Origin of the sequence: Streptomyces winkii (assembly GCF_032248595.1) — a bacterium.
Lineage (GTDB): Bacteria > Actinomycetota > Actinomycetes > Streptomycetales > Streptomycetaceae > Streptomyces > Streptomyces winkii.
Genome location: NZ_JASTTH010000007.1, coordinates 288,619 through 308,780, shown reverse-complemented (window position 1 = coordinate 308,780; position 20,162 = coordinate 288,619). Strand labels below are relative to the sequence as shown.

General features: G+C 70.7%; 19 protein-coding genes. 11 read left to right on the top strand and 8 right to left on the bottom strand.

The genetic code is table 11. The features are described from left to right. Window positions 1–2: 2 nt before the first annotated feature. Window positions 3–485 carry an LURP-one-related/scramblase family protein gene (locus tag QQM67_RS22790; protein ID WP_314175909.1) on the bottom strand — a complete coding sequence of 161 codons (483 nt, stop codon included), beginning with the start codon at window positions 483–485 and terminating at the stop codon, window positions 3–5. A 61-nt stretch (window positions 486–546) separates the two neighbouring features. Between QQM67_RS22790 and QQM67_RS22785 the strand changes: the two genes are divergently transcribed. After that, window positions 547–2,460: an NHL domain-containing thioredoxin family protein gene (locus tag QQM67_RS22785; protein WP_314175908.1), complete on the top strand. Its 1,914-nt coding sequence runs from the start codon at window positions 547–549 to the stop codon at window positions 2,458–2,460. Between the two features lie 104 nt (window positions 2,461–2,564). On the opposite strand, the gene QQM67_RS22780 is transcribed toward QQM67_RS22785, so the two are convergent. The 3 genes from QQM67_RS22780 to QQM67_RS22770 all read right to left on the bottom strand — a co-directional run bounded on the left by QQM67_RS22780 (window position 2,565) and on the right by QQM67_RS22770 (window position 6,286). Next, on the bottom strand, window positions 2,565–2,792 hold the full coding sequence (locus tag QQM67_RS22780) for a hypothetical protein (protein WP_314175907.1): 228 nt from the start codon (window positions 2,790–2,792) through the stop codon (window positions 2,565–2,567). A 199-nt stretch (window positions 2,793–2,991) separates the two neighbouring features. Beyond that, window positions 2,992–4,326 carry a M18 family aminopeptidase gene (locus QQM67_RS22775; protein ID WP_314175906.1) on the bottom strand — a complete coding sequence of 445 codons (1,335 nt, stop codon included), beginning with the start codon at window positions 4,324–4,326 and terminating at the stop codon, window positions 2,992–2,994. A 121-nt stretch (window positions 4,327–4,447) separates the two neighbouring features. Then, window positions 4,448–6,286: an acyl-CoA dehydrogenase gene (locus tag QQM67_RS22770; RefSeq protein WP_314175905.1), complete on the bottom strand. Its 1,839-nt coding sequence runs from the start codon at window positions 6,284–6,286 to the stop codon at window positions 4,448–4,450. Between the two features lie 141 nt (window positions 6,287–6,427). Between QQM67_RS22770 and QQM67_RS22765 the strand changes: the two genes are divergently transcribed. Next, on the top strand, window positions 6,428–6,961 hold the full coding sequence (locus tag QQM67_RS22765; RefSeq protein WP_314175904.1) for an SseB family protein: 534 nt from the start codon (window positions 6,428–6,430) through the stop codon (window positions 6,959–6,961). Between the two features lie 106 nt (window positions 6,962–7,067). Here the strand turns inward: QQM67_RS22765 and QQM67_RS22760 are convergent, their stop codons facing one another. Further along, entirely contained in the window at window positions 7,068–9,491 is a 2,424-nt protein-coding gene (locus QQM67_RS22760) for an ATP-binding SpoIIE family protein phosphatase (RefSeq protein WP_314175902.1), read from the bottom strand. Window positions 9,492–9,641: 150 nt separating this feature from the next. On the opposite strand from QQM67_RS22760, the gene aspS reads away from it, so the two are divergent. Further along, window positions 9,642–11,405 (top strand): aspartate--tRNA ligase, encoded by a 1,764-nt coding sequence (aspS, locus tag QQM67_RS22755; RefSeq protein ID WP_314175900.1) that lies wholly within the window; start codon window positions 9,642–9,644, stop codon window positions 11,403–11,405. A gap of 137 nt (window positions 11,406–11,542) precedes the next feature. Here aspS and metG read toward each other — a convergent pair whose 3' ends face one another. After that, window positions 11,543–13,153 (bottom strand): methionine--tRNA ligase, encoded by a 1,611-nt coding sequence (metG, locus tag QQM67_RS22750; protein ID WP_314175899.1) that lies wholly within the window; start codon window positions 13,151–13,153, stop codon window positions 11,543–11,545. A 193-nt stretch (window positions 13,154–13,346) separates the two neighbouring features. Between metG and QQM67_RS22745 the strand changes: the two genes are divergently transcribed. From QQM67_RS22745 to QQM67_RS22725, 5 genes are all read left to right on the top strand, one after another. Continuing rightward, complete coding sequence (locus QQM67_RS22745) at window positions 13,347–14,291, top strand: endonuclease/exonuclease/phosphatase family protein (RefSeq protein WP_314175897.1); 945 nt, start codon at window positions 13,347–13,349, stop codon at window positions 14,289–14,291. A 330-nt stretch (window positions 14,292–14,621) separates the two neighbouring features. After that, window positions 14,622–14,840, top strand: coding sequence for a type A2 lantipeptide (locus QQM67_RS22740; RefSeq protein WP_314175895.1), 219 nt, complete (start codon window positions 14,622–14,624; stop codon window positions 14,838–14,840). A 310-nt stretch (window positions 14,841–15,150) separates the two neighbouring features. Continuing rightward, complete coding sequence (locus tag QQM67_RS22735) at window positions 15,151–15,480, top strand: hypothetical protein (RefSeq protein ID WP_314175893.1); 330 nt, start codon at window positions 15,151–15,153, stop codon at window positions 15,478–15,480. A 196-nt stretch (window positions 15,481–15,676) separates the two neighbouring features. After that, complete coding sequence (locus tag QQM67_RS22730) at window positions 15,677–16,264, top strand: class I SAM-dependent methyltransferase (RefSeq protein WP_314175891.1); 588 nt, start codon at window positions 15,677–15,679, stop codon at window positions 16,262–16,264. A 169-nt stretch (window positions 16,265–16,433) separates the two neighbouring features. Then, window positions 16,434–16,661 (top strand): type A2 lantipeptide, encoded by a 228-nt coding sequence (locus tag QQM67_RS22725; protein ID WP_314175889.1) that lies wholly within the window; start codon window positions 16,434–16,436, stop codon window positions 16,659–16,661. A gap of 119 nt (window positions 16,662–16,780) precedes the next feature. On the opposite strand, the gene QQM67_RS22720 is transcribed toward QQM67_RS22725, so the two are convergent. Next, window positions 16,781–17,197, bottom strand: coding sequence for a nuclear transport factor 2 family protein (locus QQM67_RS22720; protein ID WP_314175888.1), 417 nt, complete (start codon window positions 17,195–17,197; stop codon window positions 16,781–16,783). A 221-nt stretch (window positions 17,198–17,418) separates the two neighbouring features. Between QQM67_RS22720 and QQM67_RS22715 the strand changes: the two genes are divergently transcribed. Beyond that, on the top strand, window positions 17,419–17,613 hold the full coding sequence (locus tag QQM67_RS22715; protein WP_314175887.1) for a hypothetical protein: 195 nt from the start codon (window positions 17,419–17,421) through the stop codon (window positions 17,611–17,613). A 60-nt stretch (window positions 17,614–17,673) separates the two neighbouring features. Then, window positions 17,674–18,531: a class I SAM-dependent methyltransferase gene (locus QQM67_RS22710; RefSeq protein ID WP_314175886.1), complete on the top strand. Its 858-nt coding sequence runs from the start codon at window positions 17,674–17,676 to the stop codon at window positions 18,529–18,531. A gap of 131 nt (window positions 18,532–18,662) precedes the next feature. On the opposite strand, the gene QQM67_RS22705 is transcribed toward QQM67_RS22710, so the two are convergent. Then, window positions 18,663–19,130, bottom strand: a complete 468-nt coding sequence (locus QQM67_RS22705; RefSeq protein ID WP_314175885.1) for a VOC family protein — start codon at window positions 19,128–19,130, stop codon at window positions 18,663–18,665. A 296-nt stretch (window positions 19,131–19,426) separates the two neighbouring features. Between QQM67_RS22705 and QQM67_RS22700 the strand changes: the two genes are divergently transcribed. Further along, window positions 19,427–20,113, top strand: coding sequence for a class I SAM-dependent methyltransferase (locus QQM67_RS22700; RefSeq protein WP_314175884.1), 687 nt, complete (start codon window positions 19,427–19,429; stop codon window positions 20,111–20,113). Window positions 20,114–20,162: the final 49 nt, after the last annotated feature.

Below are 20,162 nucleotides of genomic sequence, written 5' to 3'. Positions count from 1 at the left end.
CGTCAGCGCTCGCCGGTGAGCGCGTCGACGCAGACGGCCAGCGACAGCAGCAACGGCACGTCGGCGCCCGGCTGTTCGATGTCGACGGCGTAAGTGTCCCGCACGCGGAACCACTTGCGTGAGATGCGGGCCAGGCGTCCGCCGCCGAGTTCGATGTCGTACTCCTTGTCGAGCACGTTCCCGTGCACCGAGAGCGCGCCGCCGTCCGCGAGCCTCGCCTTGAAGCGGTTGCGCAGCAGCGTGAAGCGCTTCTTGCGCACGGTCGCCAGCCTCTCACCGCCGCGCTCGATCTCCATCGTCTCCCAGAGGCTGATCATCTTCCGCCGGATGACGGCGACGACCTCTCCCTGCGCGTCCTTGAGCTGGAAGGTCTGCCGCACCCGCAGCGCCTTGCCGTCGACGAGGAAGGCGTGCTCCCCGTACTCGTCGTCGATCCAGTAGTCGTCGCCGATACCGAAGATCCGTTCGCGTACGAGATATCTCATGGCTCACGCCTTCCCCGCTCGGCGCCGGAATGCTCACCCGGCCGCGATCGTTGCTCCGGCCATGGCTTCTCATGCACGCGTGCGCGCTCCCGAGCTGACGGGCGAGGGCGGCTGGCTGAACACCGGCGGCCGGGATCTCACCCTCGCGGATCTGCGGGGGCGGATCGTCCTGCTCGACTTCTGGACCTCCTGCTGCGTCAACTGCCTTCATGTGCTGGACGAGTTGCGGGACGTGGAGGAGCGGCACCGCGACACGCTCGTGATCGTCGGGGTGCACTCGCCGAAGTTCGCGCACGAGGCCGATCACCGGGCAGTGGCCGACGCCGTGGAGCGCTACCAGGTCGAGCACCCCGTGCTGGACGATCCCGGGCTGACCACCTGGAAGCAGTACGCCGTACGGGCCTGGCCCACGCTCGTCCTCATCGACCCCGAGGGCTACGTCGTCGCCCAGCACGCGGGCGAGGGCCACGCGCACGCCATCGCGGCGCGCGTGGCGGAGCTGGAGCGCGAGCACGCCGCGAAGGGCACGCTGCGGCGTGGAGACGGCCCGTACGCGCCGCCCGAGCCGGAGCCTACGGCGCTGCGCTTCCCCGGCAAGGTGCTGCGGCTGCCCGGTGGAGAGGCTTCCCGGGGCGCAGGCTCAGGGGCTGGGAACCTCCTCGTCTCCGACACCACCCGGCATCAGCTCGTGGAGCTGGCGCCCGACGGCGAGACGGTGCTGCGCCGCGTGGGCAGCGGCGAGCGCGGCCTGGTGGACGGCCGCCCGGAGGAGGCGCGCTTCAACGAGCCGCAGGGTCTCGCGCTGCTCCCGGACGGCCGGACCGTCGTGGTCGCGGACACTGTCAACCACGCGCTGCGCTCGTACGACCCGGAAAGCGGCGAGGTGGGCACGCTCGCGGGCACGGGCGAGCAGTGGTGGCGGGGCGCCCCGGCGGAGGGCCCCGCCTGCGGGACGGCGCTCTCCTCGCCGTGGGACGTGGAGTGGTTCGACGGCCGGCTGTGGATCGCGATGGCGGGCGTCCACCAGTTGTGGACGTACGAGCCGCCCTCCGGCGGAGAGGAGCAGGGAACGGTGCGCGCCGCCGCGGGGACGACCAACGAGGGCCTGGTGGACGGGCCCGTCGACCAGGCGTGGTTCGCCCAGCCGTCGGGCCTGTCGGCCTCGGCGGACGGGCGGCGCCTGTGGATCGCCGACTCCGAGACGAGCGCCCTGCGCTGGATCGACAGGGAGGACGGCGAGGGGGAGCGGGGACTGCGCGTGCGTACGGCGGTCGGCACGGGTCTCTTCGACTTCGGCCATCGCGACGGAGAGGCCGAACAGGCCCTGCTCCAGCACCCGTTGGGCGTGACGACGCTGCCCGGCGGGCGGGTCGCGATCAGCGACACCTACAACCACGCGCTGCGTTCGTACGACCCGGAGACCGGCGAAGTCACCACCCTCGCCACGGACTTGCGCGAGCCCTCCGGCGCGGTCCTGGCGGACGACGGCCGCGGCGGCGGCAGCGAGATCGTGGTCGTCGAGTCGGCCCGGCACCGGCTCACCCGGCTGCGGCTGCCCGACGAGGCGGTTCCGGTGGCGGGGGTGGCGCACCGCACGCGGCGCTCGGCCACCGAAGTCGCCCCTGGAGAGCTGCTGTTGGACGTCGTCTTCCAGGCCCCCGCGGGCCAGAAGCTGGACGAGCGGTACGGCCCGTCGACGCGGCTGCTCGTCGGTTCGACCCCCGAGGAGCTGCTGGCGGATGGCGCGGGGGCGGGCACGGAGCTGCACCGCCGACTGCGGCTCGCGGACGGGGTGACGGAGGGCGTGCTGCACGTCTCCGCGATGGCCGCCTCGTGCGACGACCCCGACGCGGACGGGGCGACGGACGAGCATCCGGCCTGCCACGTGCACCAGCAGGACTGGGGCGTGCCGGTTCGCGTCACGGCGTCGGGGGCCTCTCGCCTGCCTCTCGTACTGGCGGGCATGGACGCTTGACGTTCGGGCGCCGGCGTACGGATCGGCCCGCGGCCCGCTCCCGCCGGGGACCGCGGGCCCGCTCAGTTCGGCGCGGGAGCGCGTGTCGCCCCGCACCCCGTGCGTCAGTTGAGGTGGTGGCGCTCCTCCTCCACGACCACCGGTGCCGCCGGGCGCGGCGGCTGCGTCTTGCGGCGCTTGAAGATGCTGACGTAGACGGAGAGACCGATGAGGCCGGCTGCCATCAGCACGAGCCCCACCACATCGAGGTTCACGACGTCGGTGTTGAAGTCGACGGCCAAGGTGAGGATTGCCCCCACGGCCAGCATGCCGATGCAGATGACGATGCCCATGGATTGCTTGCCTCCGAGCGGCGGTTGTCCTGCTGTACGGCTTTCGTACGCCGCCACGGGTGCCCCTGGACGTGAACGTCAATCAGGCCGCGCGGAAGCCGGAGAGCCGGCGCCGCGGCGCGCCGTGCCGCCAACACCCGGGCAGGGCACGGCGGTTGAGCGCCCCGAGAGCCGTGCCGATCGCCTCCGTACGGCCTCGTCAGCCCGTGAAGAACCCGCTCATGCAGCGCGTCAGCAGATGCGGGTCGTCCACACCGCACAGCTCCCGCGCCGAGTGCATCGAGAGGATCGCCGCCCCGACGTCGACGGTCGAAATCCCGTGCCTGGCCGCCGTGATGGGCCCGATCGTCGTCCCGCACGGCATCTCGTTGTTGGACACGAACGTCTGCCACGGCACACCGGCGCGCTCGCACGCCGCCGCGAAGACCGCCCGTCCCGAACCGTCCGTCGCATAGCGCTGGTTGACGTTGACCTTGAGGATCGGACCGCCGTTGGGCTTCGGCTGGTGCGTCGGGTCGTGCCGCTCCGCGTAGTTGGGGTGCACCGCGTGCCCGGTGTCGGAGGAGAGGCAGACGCTCCCCGCGTACGCCCGGGCGCGGTCCTCGTAGCCGCCGCCGCGCGCGAAGACGGAGCGCTCCAGCACGGAACCGAGCAGCGGCCCGTCCGCGCCGGTGTCCGACTGGCTGCCGTTCTCCTCGTGGTCGAACGCCGCCAGTACGGGGATCGCCCGCAGCCCGTCGTGCCCGGCGGCCTCCGCCAGCGCGACGGCACCCGCGTGCACGGAGAGCAGGTTGTCCATGCGCGGACCGGCCAGCAGTTCCTCGTCCCGTCCGAGATACGCGGGAGGCTCCACGCTGTGCGCCATCAGATCCCAGCCGGTGACCTCCTCGGCTGGGACGCCGGCCTCCCCGGCGACGAAGCGGATCAGGTCGCCCTCGCGCGGCGTGCCGAGGCCCCACACGGGGGTCATGTGGCGCTGCCGGTCCAGCTTGAGGCCGTCGTTGACCCTCCGGTCGAGATGGATGGCCAGCTGCGGTACGCGCAGCAGCGGACGGTCGACGTGGACCAGCCGCGTCGAGCCGTCGCGCAGCGAGAGGCGCCCGGCGAGCCCGAGGTCCCTGTCGAGCCAGGTATTGAGCAGCGTGCCGCCGTAGATCTCCATGGCGATCTGCCGCCAGCCGTTGCTCCCGGTGTCGGGCAAGGGCTTGACGCGCAGGTTCGGCGAGTCGGTGTGGGCGCCGACGATGCGGTACGGCGTGGCCGGGCCCGCGCCCGCCGGCACGTACCACGCGATCAGCGCGCCCCCGCGCAGCACGTAGTGCCCGCGGCCGCCGCCGCTCGCCGAGTGGTCCCCGGCCGCGTCCCAGGCCTCCCTCTCGTCGAGCTGCCGGAAGCCCGCCTTCTCCAGCAACTCCGCGGCGCCGCGCACCGCGTGGTACGGCGTGGGCGAGTCCGCGAGGAAGCCGATGAGGCTGTCGGCGTGGGCACGGGCCGCGGGGTCCTGCGGCGCGGGGCTCTGGGAGCTAGGGGTCATATGGTCAGCATACGAAGGCGAAACGTCCTTCTCCTGCCCCGGAGGGGAGGAGAAGGACGTTCCGCATGGGGGGATCGCGGGCCGGTCGTCCGGCCCGGGTCTGTTCGCCATCCGGACCGGGTCAGAAGGCCGCTTCGTCGAGCTCCATCACGGAGGAGTCGACGTTCTCCGCGAGCGTGCGCTCGACGGCGACGGACGGCAGCACGGTCGAGGTGAAGAACTTCGCCGCGGCCACCTTGCCCTCGTAGAAGGCCCTGTCCTTCGCGGACAGCGTCGCGGAGGCGTCGGCCAGCCTCTCCGCGGCCACCGTCGCGCCGCGCAGCAGCAGATAGCCGATGACGACATCGCCGGAGGAGAGAAGGAACCGCGTGGTGTTGAGGCCGACCTTGTAGATCGACTTCACGTCCTTCTCCGTGGCGGCCAGGTCGGTCAGCATGGCGCCGACCATCGCCTCCAGCTCCACCGCCGCGCGGGAGAGCTCCTCGCGGGCGCCGGCCAGCTCCTCGCCGCCCTTCGCCTCGGCCAGGAACTTCTTGATCTCCTCGGAGAGCGTCGTGAGCGCCTGGCCCTGGTCGCGCACCACCTTGCGGAAGAAGAAGTCCTGGCCCTGGATCGCGGTGGTGCCCTCGTAGAGGGTGTCGATCTTGGCGTCCCGGATGTACTGCTCGACCGGGTACTCCTGGAGGTAGCCGGAGCCGCCGAGGGTCTGGAGAGACTGCGCGAGCTGCTCGTAGGACTTCTCCGAGCCGTAGCCCTTCACGATCGGCAGCAGCAGGTCGTTCAGGCGCTGCGCCGCGGAGGCGTCCTCACCGCGGTACTCCTTGACCATGATCTCGTCCTGGACGGACGCGGTGTAGAGGACGAGCGCGCGCATGCCCTCCGCGTAGGCCTTCTGCGTCAGCAGCGAGCGGCGCACGTCGGGGTGGTGCGTGATCGTGACGCGGGGCGCGGACTTGTCGGTGAACTGCGCCAGGTCGGCGCCCTGCACGCGCTCCTTGGCGTACTCCAGCGCGTTGAGGTAGCCCGTCGAGAGGGTCGCGATGGCCTTCGTGCCGACCATCATCCGCGCGAACTCGATGACCTTGAACATCTGGCGGATGCCGTCGTGCTTCTCGCCGAGCAGCCAGCCCTTGGCGGGACCGTTGGCGCCGAAGGTCATCTCGCAGGTGTTGGAGACCTTCAGGCCCATCTTGTGCTCGACGTTGGTGGCGTAGACGCCGTTGCGCTCGCCCAGTTCGCCGGTGTCCCAGTCGAAGTCGTACTTCGGGACGAGGAAGAGCGAGAGGCCCTTGGTGCCGGGGCCGTGGCCCTCGGGGCGCGCGAGGACGAAGTGCACGATGTTGTCGGAGAGGTTGTGCTCACCGGACGTGATGAAGCGCTTCACGCCCTCGATGTGCCAGCTGCCGTCGTCCTGCTTCACGGCCTTGGTGCGGCCGGCGCCGACGTCCGAGCCGGCGTCCGGCTCGGTGAGCACCATCGTCGAGCCCCACTGCTTGTCGACCATCAACTGGGCGATCTTCAGCTGCTCTTCGGTGCCCTCCTCGTGGATGACACCGGCGAAGGCCGGGCCCGACGCGTACATCCACACCGCCGGGTTGGACCCCAGCACGGTCTCCGCGAAGCTCCACAGCAGGGAGCGCGGCGCGGTGGTCCCGCCGATCTGCTCGGGGGTGCCCAGGCGCCACCACTCGGCGTCCATGTAGGCCTGGTAGCTCTTCCTGAACGACTCAGGGACGGGAGCTGTGTTGGTCTCCGGGTCGAACACCGGCGGATTGCGGTCGGAGTCCTCGTAGGACTCGGCCAGCTCGTTCTCCGCGAGGCGCGCGATCTCGGTCAGCACGCTCTTCGCGGTGTCGACGTCCATCTCCGCGAACGGTCCGGTGCCGTACACCGTGTCGCGGCCGAGCACCTCGAAGAGGTTGAACTCGATGTCGCGGAGATTCGACTTGTAGTGCCCCATGGCAACGGCTCCGTGTGGTCTCACTCGACGGACAGTTAGTCAGCTGTGTCTGTGCATGTGCGTCTGGGCAAGATGATGCTACCCGTCGGTAATAAGAAGCAAGCCCTAACCGCCCATCTGTGACTCGTTACTCTTTCTTCTATGTACGGCTACGACCAGACCGTGTCCGCGGGGCAGGGATATCCGCACGCCGGGCAGCAGTACGGCCATCAGCAGGGCCACCAGCAGTACGCAGCTCAGCAGTCGGCCCCTCCTCACTACGGGCAACAGCAGGGTCAGCCCGGCAACGGGCAGCCGCTCTACCCTGAGCCGTCTTCGCCGCCGTCGCTGCGCGAGACGGTGCGGGCGTTCACCAACGGCACGCTCACCTCGGAGGACTTCCAGTCGATCTTCTCCACGTCGAAGGTGTACTGCCCGCGCGGTGAGACGCCCGGCTTCCTGGCGCTGCACAACACCCAGCAGCCGGTGATCCCGATGTTCACGACGCTCAAGGAGCTGCGCCGGTACGCGGGGAAGGAGTCCCGCTACTTCGTGATCACGGGCGCCGAAGTGCTGGACCTGCTCCCCTCCGGCTACGGCTTCGTGCTGGACATGGAGGGCGAGCACCGCGTCGTGTTCGACGCGAAGGCCGTCGAGGAGATGGTCGACTTCGCGATGCGCCGGATGTACGGGTAGGGACTGCCCGGCGCTTCAGCCGGGCAGGCCGTCGCAGCCCTCTGCCGGGCTCCCGGACCGATACGCGGCTCACGCCTCTCGCTCCTCTCACGCCCGGGTACGGTCCTCACGCCCGCCAGGCCGGCGACGAGACGTTCTCGCGCATCTCGAACCAGATGCTCTTGCCCTCGCCTCGCGGGTCCACGCCCCAGGCCCCCGCCAGCATCTCCATCATCATCAACCCGCGGCCCGACGAGGCCAGTTCGCCCGGCGTACGGCGGAGCGGCAGGGCGTCGCTGGTGTCGGCGACCTCGACGCGCAGCAGCCTGCTTCCCCGGTTGCCGCTGCACTCGGCGACCACCACCGCGTCGCCCTCGGTGTGCACCAGCACGTTCGTGAGCATCTCGGAGAGCATCAGCACGGCACCGTCGATCTGGTCCTCGCTCTCCCAGTCGAAGAGCATCCCCTGGAGCTGGTGCCGGGCCTCGCCGATGCGGTCAGGCTCGGCCTGCGCGACGGTGAACGTCGTACGCCGTGAGACGCCCGCCGCCGCGATCGCACGCTCGGCCGCGAACGCGGGATCGGGGGTGAGCAGCAGCAGCGCGATGTCGTCCTCGCGGCGGTCTGCCAGCGGACCGGCGGCCGCGCCGGACAGCGGCTGCTGCCCCGAGCCGACCAGCGCGTCCGCGAACTCCTCCAGGTCGCCCGGTGTGCCGGTGCCGCCGTCGGCCAGCTCTCTGAACACGGCCCGGATGCGTTGCCAGCCCGTCTCCATCGTGTGCCCGCCCGCCTCGATCAGCCCGTCCGTGCACGCCAGCAGCGTCTCGCCCGGCTCCAGCACGAGCCGCGTCATCGGGTACTCCGTGCCCGGCTCGATGCCGAGCGGCAGCCCGCCCGCGGTGGGCCTGATCAGCATCGTGCCGTCGGCGAGCCAGATCGCCGGGTCGGGGTGGCCGGCGCGGGCGATGTCGAGGGTGCCGGTGACGGGGTCGGCCTCCATGTAGAGGCAGGTGGCGAAGCGGTCGTCGTCCGCGAACCCCGTGGACGCGTCGCCGTACGGGGCGCCCTCGACGGAGCTCTCACGGGCCCCTTCAGCGGAGACTTCGGAGGCTTCCCTCCGCCTTGCTTCCCTCCTTGCCTCCCCGCCCGTCTCCGCACTTGCCTCTCCCTTTGCCTCTCCCCTTGCCTCCCCGGAGTCCTCGTCCGGTGCGCCCGTCATCACCTCGGGCCGTCCGATCCCCGCCAGATACCTCGACGCGCGGGCCAGCACCGCGTCCGGGCGGTGCCCCTCCGCCGCGTACGCCCGCAGCGCGATGCGCAGTTGGGCCATGATGCCCGCCGCGCGCACGTCGTGGCCCTGCACGTCCCCGATCACCAGCGCCGTGCGCCCCGACGGCAGCGGGATCACGTCGTACCAGTCGCCGCCGACCTCCATCCCGCCGCCCGAGGGCAGATAGCGGGCCGCGAGCTTCATGCCCTCGATGCCGGGCTTGCGCGTGGGCCTGAGCGTGCGCTGGAGGCCCGACGAGAGCTGAAGCTCCATCTCGTGCATGGACGTACGGGAGATCGCCTGCGCGAGCATCCGTGCCGCGTTGGTCAGCAGCGAACGGCGCTCCGGCGTGAACTCCACCGGCTCCGGAAAGGCGACCATCCACGCGCCCAGCGTGCGCTTGGAGACGGTGAGCGGCAGGAACGCCCACCCCCGGTTGCCCACCGGCTCGGCCTGCGGCCACGCGGCGGGGAACCGGCGCCGGTAGTCCTCCGGGGACGGCAGATAGACCGGGCGCCCGGTCCGTACGACGGCCGCCGCCGGATGGTCGGCCTCGACGGACATGTCCATGAACGGGAGCAGATGCTGCGGCAACGGCCGCTGGGCGATGGGCCCGACCAGGCTGAGCCGTCCGCGTTCGAGGCTGAAGACGGCGAGGGCGCGCGGCTTGAGCCCGGGGATGACCAGCGAGCCCCCGACCCGCAGCACCTCGGCGGTGGTGCGCGCTTCCGCGAGCGCGCGCCCGGTGTGGAGCAGGAAGGCCTCTCGGCTCTGCTGCCGGCCCTCACTGGGCGGCGGCGGCTCGACGGAGGGCTCGGGAACCAGCGAGACCGTGCCGACGAGGGAGAGCATCCCCTCCTCCTCGACCGGGATCATGCGGGTACGCACGGTCCGCACCACGCTGCCGCTCTCGTCGACGATGCGCAGCATCGCCTCGACGAGGGTCCACTCGGCGAGGGCGAGCGTGGCGGTCGCGGTGAGCTCCACGTAGTCGGAGAAGTGGATGCGCGCGCGGATCGAGGGCTCGGCCAGCGTGATCGTCTCGTCGCCGGGGTGGATGCCGGGGCCGGTACCGGGCTCGGCCCCTGCTCCCGAGGGGACCTCGGAGCCGGGGCCGGCGACGGAGAGGGGGCGTTCGACCCTGTCGCGCGGCCCCTGGTCCCGCCTGAAGGGAAGGCCGAGAAGCTGCGCCGTGAGGACGTCTACGGTGGAAGCACCGGTCGCGCTGTCCCAACGCCACAGCCCGGTCCGGGTGGCCTTCAGCACGTCCTCGGTGTGCATTGCCCCACTTTATGTGCGTTCGGGAATACGGGGCGAGTGGGGCTGAGCCAGGGCGGTAGTCTGAAGGGCCGACTCCCCCCATAGCCTCCGGCATGGGGGTGCCCCCAGATGACTGGCCCAAGTGCTGCCGACCCGACGACTGGATGACTGATGCACCGGTACCGTTCCCACACCTGCGGCGAGCTCCGTGCTCCGGACGTCGGCACCGACGTCCGCCTGAGTGGCTGGCTGCACAACAGGCGGAACCTGGGCGGCATCCTCTTCATCGATCTCCGCGACCACTACGGCATCGTGCAGCTCGTCGTGCGGCCCGAGCAGAGCGAGGTGCACGAGCGCCTCAGTTCGCTGTCGAAGGAGTCCGTCGTACGTGTCGACGGAAAGGTCAGCGCGCGGGGCGCCGACAACGTCAACCCCGAACTCCCCACCGGCGAGGTCGAGGTGGAGGTCGCCGAGGTGGAGGTGCTGGGCGACGCCGAGCAGATCCCCTTCACCATCAACGCCGAGGACGGCGTCAACGAGGAGCGGCGCCTCGAATACCGCTTCCTCGACCTGCGCCGCGAACGCATGCACCGCAACATCATTCTGCGCTCGCAGGTCATCGCGAAGATCCGCGAGAAGATGGTCGCCCAGGGCTTCAACGAGCTGGCCACGCCCATCCTTTCGGCCACCTCCCCCGAGGGCGCCCGCGACTTCCTCGTCCCCTCGCGGCTGCACGCGGGGAAGTTCTACGCACTGCCGCAGGCCCCCCAGCAGTTCAAGCAGCTGCTGATGATCGCGGGCTTCGACCGCTACTTCCAGATCGCGCCCTGCTTCCGCGACGAGGACGCCCGCGCCGACCGCTCGCCCGGCGAGTTCTACCAGCTCGACATGGAGATGAGCTTCGTCGAGCAGGAGGACGTCTTCGGGGTCATCGAGAAGGTCATGACCGACCTCTTCCAGGAACTGGGCGGCGGCCGCGAGTGCACCTCACCGTTCCCGCGGGTCCCGTTCCGCGAGGCGATGCTCAAGTACGGCTCGGACAAGCCGGATCTGCGCGCCGAGCTTGAACTCGTCGACGTCTCGGACGTGTTCAAGACCTCGGGCTTCAAGGCCTTCGCCGGCAAGCACGTACGGGCGCTGGCCGTTCCCGGCACCGCCGACCAGCCGCGCAAGTTCTTCGACCAGATGGGCGAGTTCGCCGTCGAGCAGGGTGCGAAGGGCCTGGCCTGGGTCCGCGTCGGCGAGGACCGCACGCTCACCGGGCCGATCGCCAAGTTCCTCGACGAGAACGACGTCTCGCAGCTGCTGACGGCGCTGAAGGCAGAGCCGGGCACGGCGGTCTTCTTCGGGGCCGGGGAGTTCGACGAGGTCTCGAAGATCATGGGCGCGGTCCGCGTCGAGGCCGCCAAGCGTGCCGGGCACTTCGCCGAGGGCGTCTACCGCTTCTGCTGGATCGTGGACTTCCCGATGTACGAGAAGGACGAGGAGACCGGCGCCGTCCAGTTCTCCCACAACCCCTTCTCCATGCCCCAGGGCGGTCTCGAAGCGCTGCGCACGCAGGACCCGTTGGACATCCTCGCGTGGCAGTACGACATCGTCTGCAACGGCGTGGAGCTCTCCTCGGGCGCCATCCGTAACCACGAACCGGACATCATGTTCAAGGCGTTCGAGATCGCGGGCTACGCGAAGGACGACGTCGAGCGGGAGTTCGGCGGCATGCTCCGCGCGTTCCGCTTCGGCGCACCGCCGCACGGCGGCATCGCCCCGGGCATCGACCGCATCGTGATGCTGCTGGCGGACGAGCCCAACATCCGCGAGACGATCGCCTTCCCGCTGAACGGCAACGCGCAGGACCTCCTGATGGGCGCGCCGAGCGAGGTCGACGAGGCCCGCCTGAAGGAGCTGCACCTGTCGGTGCGCAAGCCGAAGCTCTAGCGGTCCGGCCGGCACCGCACGCGGGCGTCTCCGCACGCGGGCGTCTCCGTACGCGGGCCGGCACCGTACGCGGGCTTGGAACGGCGAGGGCCCGGAACCAGCAGGTTCCGGGCCCTCGTTGCGTACGCGGCGCGTGGCTACTTCGGCTCCTCCAGGCGCGGGAAGAGCGCGCCGCCCTTCGTGACCGTCGCGCCCGCGGGCAGCTGCCCCCAGCGCGCCGTGTCGCCCACGCGCTGGTCGGCCAGCGGGCCGAGATGCGGCTCGGCGCCCAGCGAGTCCCACAGCTTCGCCGACGACTCCGGCATGACGGAGTTCAGCAGCACCGCGCACGCGCGCAGCGACTCGGCCGCCGTGTAGAGGATCGTCGCCAACCGGGCCCGGGCGTCGTCCGTTTCGGTCTTGGCGACCTTCCACGGCTCCTGCTCCGTCAGATAGCCGTTGACCTGCTTGACGAAGTCGAAGACCGCCGCGATGCCGCCGGCGAAGTCCAGCTCGTCGCCGATGCGCCGGTCGGCCTCGGCGACCGCCTTCGCCAGCCCGTCCACGACGGCCTGCTCGGCCTCGCCGCTCGCGGTCGACTCCGGCAGCGTGCCGCCGAAGTACTTGCCGACCATCGCGGCGACGCGGGACGCCAAGTTGCCGTAGTCGTTGGCCAGTTCGCTGGTGTACCGGGCGGAGAAGTCCTCCCAGGAGAACGAGCCGTCCTGACCGAAGGCGATGGCCCGCATGAAGTACCAGCGGTACGCGTCGACTCCGAAGTGCTCCGTGAGCTGCTGCGGGGAGATGCCCGTCAGGTTCGACTTCGACATCTTCTCGCCGCCGACCATCAGCCAGCCGTTCGCCACGATCTTGCCGGGCAGCGGCAGTCCGTTGGCCATCAGCATCGCCGGCCAGATCACCGTGTGGAAGCGGAGGATGTCTTTGCCGACGAGGTGCACGTCCGCGGGGAAGGTCCGCTCGAAGCGCTCCTGGTCCGCGCCGTAGCCCACCGCCGTCGCGTAGTTGAGCAGCGCGTCGATCCAGACGTAGATGACGTGCTTGTCGTCCCAGGGCACCTTGACGCCCCAGTCGAACGTCGAGCGCGAGATCGACAGATCCTCCAGGCCCTGCCGCACGAAGTTCACGATCTCGTTCCGCGCGGACTCGGGCTGGATGAACTCCGGGTGCTGCTCGTAGTGCTCCAGCAGCCTCGGGCCGTACTCGGACAGCTTGAAGAAGTAGTTCTCCTCCTGGAGCATCTCGACCGGCGTGCGGTGGATGGGGCACAGCTTCTGCCCCTCGAACTCCCCCTCGCCGTCGAGCAGTTCGCCGTAGGTCTTGTACTCCTCGCAGCCCACGCAGTACGGGCCCTCGTAACCGCCCTGGTAGATCTCGCCCTTGTCGTAGAGATCCTGCACGAACTCGCGGACCCGCTCGGTGTGCCGCTTCTCCGTCGTACGGATGAAGTCGTCGTTGCCGATGTCCAGATGCTCCCAGAGGGGCTTCCACGCCTCCTCGACGAGCCGGTCGCACCACGCCTGCGGGGAGACCCCGTTGGCGACTGCGGTGCGCATGATCTTCTGACCGTGCTCGTCCGTGCCGGTGAGGTACCACACCTTCTCGCCGCGCTGCCGGTGCCAGCGCGTGAGCACGTCGCCTGCGACGGTCGTGTAGGCGTGGCCCAGGTGGGGAGCGTCGTTGACGTAGTAAATGGGAGTCGTGACGTAGTACGCCTTCGACTCCGTCTGCTCTGATCCAGTGGCCGCCATGGTCGAAATCCTAACTGTCTGCGGGGACCGGATTCCTTCCGATAACTCTGCGTGAGCGCGTCCGGGACGGACGGTGGGCGCACGATACGGACGGCCGGGGCGCTCTGTTGACGCTCCTCCCGAGCCTCTGCAAGCTGTGCGCGTACCGAAACTTCACACACGGCACCGGACCATGGAGGGCGTCATCCGTCGCGTGATTGCTCCGCTGTCCGGTGTCGTGGCGGCCGCCGCCCTGGTGGCCGCCGGGGTGCTGATCGCCGGCTCGGACTCCGGGCCGCAGCCCGAGAAGCCGGCCCAGGGCGCGTACGTCATCGGCCAGTTCAACATGGCGGGCGGAACGACCGAGTACGGCGGGGAGCGCAACGCACCGCCCGACGCCCTCGCCGAGGACGTGAAGGACCGCAAGCCCGCGTTCGTCACGATGCAGGAGACCTGCCGGGACTGGGACGCGCGGCTGGAGGACCGGCTGCCCGGCTACACCGTGATCTTCAGCCCCGTGGACAACCTCGCCCGGGACCCCGGGACCCCCGCGCGGTGCCACCACCCCACCGACTTCGGCAACACGATCGTCTTCCGCCGCGGACTGGGCTTCGACAAGGACGACGTGGACGTCCACCAGCTGGGCTCCACCGACGGCGACGAGCACCGCGAGATGGTCTGCGTGCGCGCGGAGAAGCGGAGGCTCGTCGTCTGCTCCGCGCATCTCACGCCCGGGGGCGGCAAGTACCTCGTCAGCCGGAAGCGCGAGGTCGCGAAGGTCCAGCAGGTCCTGACGTCGCGGTACGCGGACTACACCGTCCTCTTCGGAGGAGACGTCAACGACGTGCCGCTCTCCGGTGTGCTCGGGCGTCTCTACGACCGCGACTACGAGCACGGTGCGCGCGGCGCCTTCAAGGAGGCCTCCAGTCCGTGCGGGGACACGATGAAGCCCCGGCGCCAGGAGGCCGAGCTGCCGCGGTCCCGGTACGCGCAGTGCCGTTCCGGGGAGCAGACCCACAGCAAGGGGAAGATCGACTACCTCTTCGTCTCGCCGTCCGTGCGCGTCGAGTCGAGCACCGTCAGCTACTCCGAGCACTCGGACCACAAGCAGCTCTGGGCGCGCGTGGATCTCCGGAAGGGCCGCGGCGGCGACGGCTGAGCGGACGGCCCATGGGACGGCCGATGGGACGGCCGAGGGCGGCCGAGCGTGCAACGGGCCTCGGGCGGCGAGGTGTTGAGCGGCGGAGACGCATCGCGTACGGCCCGGGCACGGTCGCTGCGGGCAACGCCGCGTACGGCGCCGTGCCGAGTGAGGTCTGTGTGCCGGGTGTGCCCGGCGTACCGGGCGTGGTCACAAATCTTGGGATCGAGTGAGGGTCATGGGGAGACGGTTGCTGAGAGTGGCAGACGCGCGCGCCGGCATGTTGTGATCCCCCGACCTCCGGAATCCCCGGATCCCATCCCCCCGCCTGTTGATTGGAATTTCTGCATGCGTGACATGACCCAGATCGAGACCGCCGAGATCTCCGACACCGCCCTCGACGCCGTCTCGGGTGGCGTGGGTGCCTCCCTCGGCGGTGCCGTCACCGCCGGCCTGGACGGTGTCGCCGGCAGCCTGAGCGGCGGCGTCGACGGCGTCGGCGGCGTCTCCGGCACCGTTAGCGGCACCGCCCCCAGCGTGGAGGGCGTCACCGGCCTTCTCGGCTGACTGTCTCGGGCACCCAGCCGGGCACGACAGGCCCCGGTACGTACGTCGGCGCATGCCGACCGCTCGTGCCGGGGCTCTCGCATGTGCCGGGGGTCTTCGGCGGAGGGGTTCTCATTGGAGGGCGGAGGGCTCCTGGGCGAGGGGCGCCTGCGGTGACGGCGCGCGCACATGGGCCCCGCGCCCCCGCCGCGCGTGGGCCGATCCGACGCATCCGCACTCTTCCGAGTGGATTCCGATCACAGAACGAATAGCCGTTGCGAAGAGGGTCGACCGATCAGATCGCACTTGTCGCCTAAGAGAAGAGCCCTCAATGCAAGCACGTCGAGTAATCGCGACGCTGATCGGCGCCGCGGCCCTGGCGGGGATCGCCGGCACCGGTCAGGCTCAGGCCGCTCCGTCCCTCACGACCCATCAGCGGGCCGTGCACGTCCCCTATCCGCCCTCGTCGGGCGCCTGCTGGACGTCCCGGCCCGGACGCCACTGGTACGAGAGCGGCGAGGGGATCACCTCGCCGCTCACCGGCCGGCAGCGGGTGTGCCACGACGGTCAGTGGCTGTACAGGGACCGGGGCGGCCGCTGGGCGCCGGAGCCGAGGTACCAAGGGAGCTACCGGTACGTCCCCGGCGTCGGCATGGTCTGAGTATCGGGCCTGACGGCCTGATCCGTCGCGACCTCGGAGTCCCCGCCCGCAACTGGGCGGGGACTCCTCTGTGTCTCGCACGAAAGGCGAAAGGCGAAAGGCGAAAGGCGAAAGGCGAGCGGCGAGGCGGCAGGCGAAGCCGCGGGCTGCGCCGTCCACTGCGGTGCCCCGCCGGGCCGGAGTAGCGTCCGCCCGCATGAACTTGAACGACCACTACCACCCGCTGCTGCTGAAGCAGGTGCCGGAGGGAGCCCGTACGGCGCTGGACGTCGGGTGCGGGACGGGCGGGTTCGCGCGGCTCCTCGCGGAGCGGGGGCTGGACGCCGAGGGGATGGACAGCCACGCGGATGTCATCGAGGCGGCGCGGGCGGCGGGCGGCGGCCCCCGCTACCGCCGGGCCGACGTGCGCGAGGCCCGACTGCCCGACGGCCACTACGACTTCATCTCGTGCATCGCGAGCCTCCACCACATGCCGTTCGACACGGTGCTCACACTGCGCCGGGCCCTCGCCCCCGGTGGCGTTCTGGCCGTGCTGGGGCTCTACGAGGCCAGAACACCGGCCGACTTCGCGTGGGCCCTCCCGGGGCTCTTCCTCCTCACGGCGGACCGGCTGCGGAGCAGGCGCCGTCCCGCGCAGGCCGTCCAGGTCCCGCTCGTCTGGCCGCCCCCGCTGTCGTACGCCGAGACCCGGACGGAATCCGCCCGGCTGCTGCCCGGCTCGACGCTGCGCCGGCTGCTGTTCTGGCGGTATCTGCTGGTGTACCGGGCCGGGGGAACCGGCTGAGACCGGCCGCCGGGGGGCCGCCGGATGACGACGCAGAAACGAATCGGAAGATCACGTGACGGTCATGAGGAGACGTGCGTAACGGGTGGGCGCGGAGGCCCGGAGAGATGTTGTGATCCCTCGACATCGGAATCACCAGACACACGTCCCCCTCTGATTGGAAGCTTCGATGCGCAACACGATCGAGACCGCTGAGCTCTCCGACGCCGAACTCGACAACGTCTCCGGCGGTGTCGGCGCCTCCCTCCCCGGCGGCCTTGCCAGCGTCGACGTCACGCCCGGCCCGGGCGGCGTCGCCGGCTCGGTCAGCGGCAACCTGCCCGGCCTGGGCGGTGTCTCGGCCAACCTGAACGGCGGCGTTCCCGCCGTGGAGGGCGCCAGCGGCATCGTGGGCTGACCACTGCGGCGACGAAGGCCCCGGACGGCGCGCGACGCGCCCCTCCGGGGCCTTCGTCATGCGTGCGTGCGCCGGGAGTCGTGCTCTAACCGACGGGACGGCGGAGGGCGCGCGGCCGGTCAGCCGGACGCGGTCGCGCCGTTCAGCGGAACGCGCCGTGACGACACCTTGCGGCGGGAGATCCGCCACCCGTCGGGCGTGCGTACCACGGTGTCGTCGTACGAGACGGAACCGCACGAGCCGTCCGCCTTGATGCCGAGGCCCTTGGAGCGGACCTCCGCCCGCCCGTCCGACGAACCGGTCACGACGACGTTGGTGACGTGATGCGCGACGGGATTGGCGGATCCCAGAGCGAGGGCCGCCTCCCGTACCGCGGCCACACCCGTGAGCCGGCCCTGGCCGAAGTCGGTCAGGTCGTACACGACGTCCGAAGTGAACAGCTCGTGCAGCCGGTCGAGGCTTCCGTCGTCGACGAGATGGCCGTGCGACGAGATCAACTCGGTGACGGCGATGCGGTCTTCGAGAGCCAGTGACACAAGTCTCCTCCCTGGTCCGGCCGTTGAAGGGCGGACCGAGTCCCGGTGCCGATCCTGTCGCCGGGGCGGGCGGCACGCGGGCAACACGCGAGCAACACGCGTGTACCACCACCCGGTGAGCGGGCCCCGATGGAAGCTTCCGGGTACCCAGGGTGCCTTTCCCGGCGCTGACCTGCACAACGAGCCTCGCACCCACGTCTGTTCGCCGCGATGGAACCCGGGTGATCTCCGTGGACCATGAGGACTCCAGGGCGCACCGTGTCGGCACCATCGTCCGCATCCGGTTCGCGATGGGCTGCTTGATCGGGGCTGCGATGTCCGCAGACGCGTCCGTGCAGGCGTCCGGCGCGGACCGCGCCGCCGTCGGGCAGGGGCAGGGCTCGCCCGACCGGCGGCGGGTCGCCCGCCGCCCGTGAGTGATCCCGCTGTGGGACGATCTCGGCCCCGCGTGGCTTCGTACTACGAGAGGCAGCCCCATGGCAGACGAGCAGACCGAGGCGCCGGACAGCACGGCTGTACGTACCGCTCTCTGGCGGGCCATGCACCTCCAGGTCGACTCGCCGCCGCACGTGGTGGAGGACGAGATCGGCCTGCGGCTGGCAGCCCCGGGCGACGGCTGGCGCGATCGCCCGGACATGGACCCGGATGGCACCAGCGCGTTCCGGGCGGCCATCGTGGCCCGCGCCCGCTTCATCGAGGACCTTGTGGCCGAGCAGGCGGAGCGCGGCGTCACGCAGTACGTCATCCTGGGAGCCGGCCTGGACACGTTCGCCCAGCGCAAGCCCGGACTCGCCTCCCGGCTGCGGATCTTCGAGGTCGACCAGCCCGGCCCTCAGGCCTGGAAGCGGCGCCGCCTGACCGAACTCGGCTACGGCAGCCCCGACTTCCTGCGCCTGGTGCCCGTCGACTTCGAGGCGAGCGAGGACTGGCTGGAGCAACTGGCCGCCGCGGGCTTCGACTCCAGCCGGCCGGCGGTCATCGTCTCCACCGGCGTCACCATGTACCTCACCAAGGACGCCACCGTGGCCACCCTTCGGCAGATCGCCGGGCTCGCGCCCGGCTCGACGCTCGCCATGACCTTCCTTCTGCCTGCCGAACTCGTGGACGCCGCCGACCGCTCCGGCCTCCAGAGGAGCAAGCAGGGCGCGCAAGCATCCGGAACACCGTTCGTCAGCTTCTACGCCCCGCAGGAAATGCTGGCGCTGGCCCGCGAATCCGGCTTCGAAGAGGTCCGGCACGTCTCGGGAGCTTCGCTCGGCGAGCGCTACTTCGCCGATCGCTCCGACGGCCTCCGCCCGTCGAGCGGAGAAGATTTGCTGCTCGCCACCGTCTGAAACGGCGCGACTCTCTCCCCGTCTCACCCGCGAGGCGGAGGCGCTCGGAGTTCCGGCGCTCGCTTTTCGCGACCGGGATCATTCTGTGAAGGCGAAGCGGCCGTCGACGCGGGCCCCGGCCCCTGGGGCCGTCAACCGGTGGCGAAGACCTGCCCGTCGTCGGCGAACGCCTTGAACTCCAGGGCGTTTCCGGCCGGATCGCGCAGGAACATCGTCCACTGCTCGCCCGCCTGACCCTCGAAGCGCACGTACGGCTCGATCACGAACTCCGTGCCGGCGGCCCGCAGCCGGTCCGCCAGCTTGTGGAACTCCGGCACGGAGAGGATCAGGCCGAAGTGCGGGACCGGCACGTCGTGTCCGTCGACGGCGTTGTGCACGCCGCCGTCGGCGTCACCCCGGCCGTCGTCGTCACCGTGGCCACGACCGGGTGCGAGGTGGGTGACGAACTGATGCCCGTGGAGATTCCAGTCCGTCCAGGTGTCAGCGCTGCGGCCCTGCTCAAGGCCGAGCACCTCGCCGTAGAAGTGGCGGGCGGCGGTCAAGTCGTCGACGGGCATTGCCAGATGGAATCGCGGGACGGGGGAGTCGAAGGTGGTCACGTGGCCTCGCCGCCTTCCTGTGGTGTGGACGTCCGTCGCCGTGGACGTGCCGTCGCCGTGGACGTACGCCGCCGGCCTGCGGGAAGCCGTACCCGGGCTCGTCGACCGTACGCCGTGCCCGTACGGCTGTGCAGGTACGCGGTGTACGTACGGCCGCGCCCCTACGCCGTTCCCCGACGCCCGCGCGAGCCGCAGCACGTTCGGGTGAAGCCGTACGGTCCCGGCCCGGCGTGGAAGCGGCGGACCCTACGGTGACGGGGCAGGTGACACCATGCCCGCACCCTGCGAGGAAACGCATGCCTCTCACGTCGAAGAGCCTTCCCGAGTACTGGGACACGTACAAGCCGCACAAGGGAGACGGAACACCCTCGGCCCCCGTGGTCGATTCCTTCGAGTGGACGCAGTATCCCGGGCACGGTCCGGGCAGCGGCTTCCTCGGACGGCCGCGCACCGCCCTGGAGTTGGGCTCGGCCGAGGGCAGGGAGTCGGTCTATCTCGCCCGTAAGGGAGTCGAGGTGACGGCGCTCGACTTCTCGCCCGCGCAGATCGCCCGCGCGCGCCTGTGGTGGGAGGGCACGCCGGGGCTCTCCTTCGTCAACGCGGAGGCGTGCGAGTACCTCGCGGACACTTCCTCGACGTTCGACGCGGTCTTCTCCCGGTGGGGCGCCGTCTGGTTCACCGACCCGGAGCGGCTGATCCCGCTGATCCTCCGCCGCCTCAACCCCGGTGGTGTGCTTGCCCTTTCGCAGGCCGAGCCCATCGAGGGCTTCTACGGCCCCCAGGCGATGTACGGCAACGGCCTCAGCGGCCGCAGGCTGCCGGTGCTGCGCTGGTCGTACTCGACCGAGATGTGGGCGGACCTGCTGGCGCGCAGCGGATTCACGGGCGTCGACGCGGACGTACTCCCGGCCCCGGAGCCCGACAACGTCGGGACGCTGATGGTCCGCGCGAAGGCACCGGCCGTGCCGAAGCGCCGCCGCTGACGAGGCGGCGCCGGGATCCCGCTCCGGCCAAGCGGGCCCGGATTCAGGC

Bases quoted from the DNA above. Each gene is read 5' to 3' on its own strand.
- QQM67_RS22710 (WP_314175886.1), top strand. From the start codon at position 17,674: ATGGCAGACGAGCAGACCGAGGCGCCGGACAGCACGGCTGTACGTACC.
- QQM67_RS22775 (WP_314175906.1), bottom strand. From the start codon at position 4,326: ATGACCCCTAGCTCCCAGAGCCCCGCGCCGCAGGACCCCGCGGCCCGT.
- QQM67_RS22740 (WP_314175895.1), top strand. From the start codon at position 14,622: ATGCGTGACATGACCCAGATCGAGACCGCCGAGATCTCCGACACCGCC.
- QQM67_RS22780 (WP_314175907.1), bottom strand. From the start codon at position 2,792: ATGGGCATCGTCATCTGCATCGGCATGCTGGCCGTGGGGGCAATCCTC.
- aspS (WP_314175900.1), top strand. From the start codon at position 9,642: ATGCACCGGTACCGTTCCCACACCTGCGGCGAGCTCCGTGCTCCGGAC.
- QQM67_RS22770 (WP_314175905.1), bottom strand. From the start codon at position 6,286: ATGGGGCACTACAAGTCGAATCTCCGCGACATCGAGTTCAACCTCTTC.
- QQM67_RS22725 (WP_314175889.1), top strand. From the start codon at position 16,434: ATGCGCAACACGATCGAGACCGCTGAGCTCTCCGACGCCGAACTCGAC.
- QQM67_RS22735 (WP_314175893.1), top strand. From the start codon at position 15,151: ATGCAAGCACGTCGAGTAATCGCGACGCTGATCGGCGCCGCGGCCCTG.
- QQM67_RS22765 (WP_314175904.1), top strand. From the start codon at position 6,428: ATGTACGGCTACGACCAGACCGTGTCCGCGGGGCAGGGATATCCGCAC.
- QQM67_RS22700 (WP_314175884.1), top strand. From the start codon at position 19,427: ATGCCTCTCACGTCGAAGAGCCTTCCCGAGTACTGGGACACGTACAAG.
- QQM67_RS22790 (WP_314175909.1), bottom strand. From the start codon at position 485: ATGAGATATCTCGTACGCGAACGGATCTTCGGTATCGGCGACGACTAC.
- QQM67_RS22730 (WP_314175891.1), top strand. From the start codon at position 15,677: ATGAACTTGAACGACCACTACCACCCGCTGCTGCTGAAGCAGGTGCCG.
- metG (WP_314175899.1), bottom strand. From the start codon at position 13,153: ATGGCGGCCACTGGATCAGAGCAGACGGAGTCGAAGGCGTACTACGTC.
- QQM67_RS22785 (WP_314175908.1), top strand. From the start codon at position 547: ATGGCTTCTCATGCACGCGTGCGCGCTCCCGAGCTGACGGGCGAGGGC.
- QQM67_RS22760 (WP_314175902.1), bottom strand. From the start codon at position 9,491: ATGCACACCGAGGACGTGCTGAAGGCCACCCGGACCGGGCTGTGGCGT.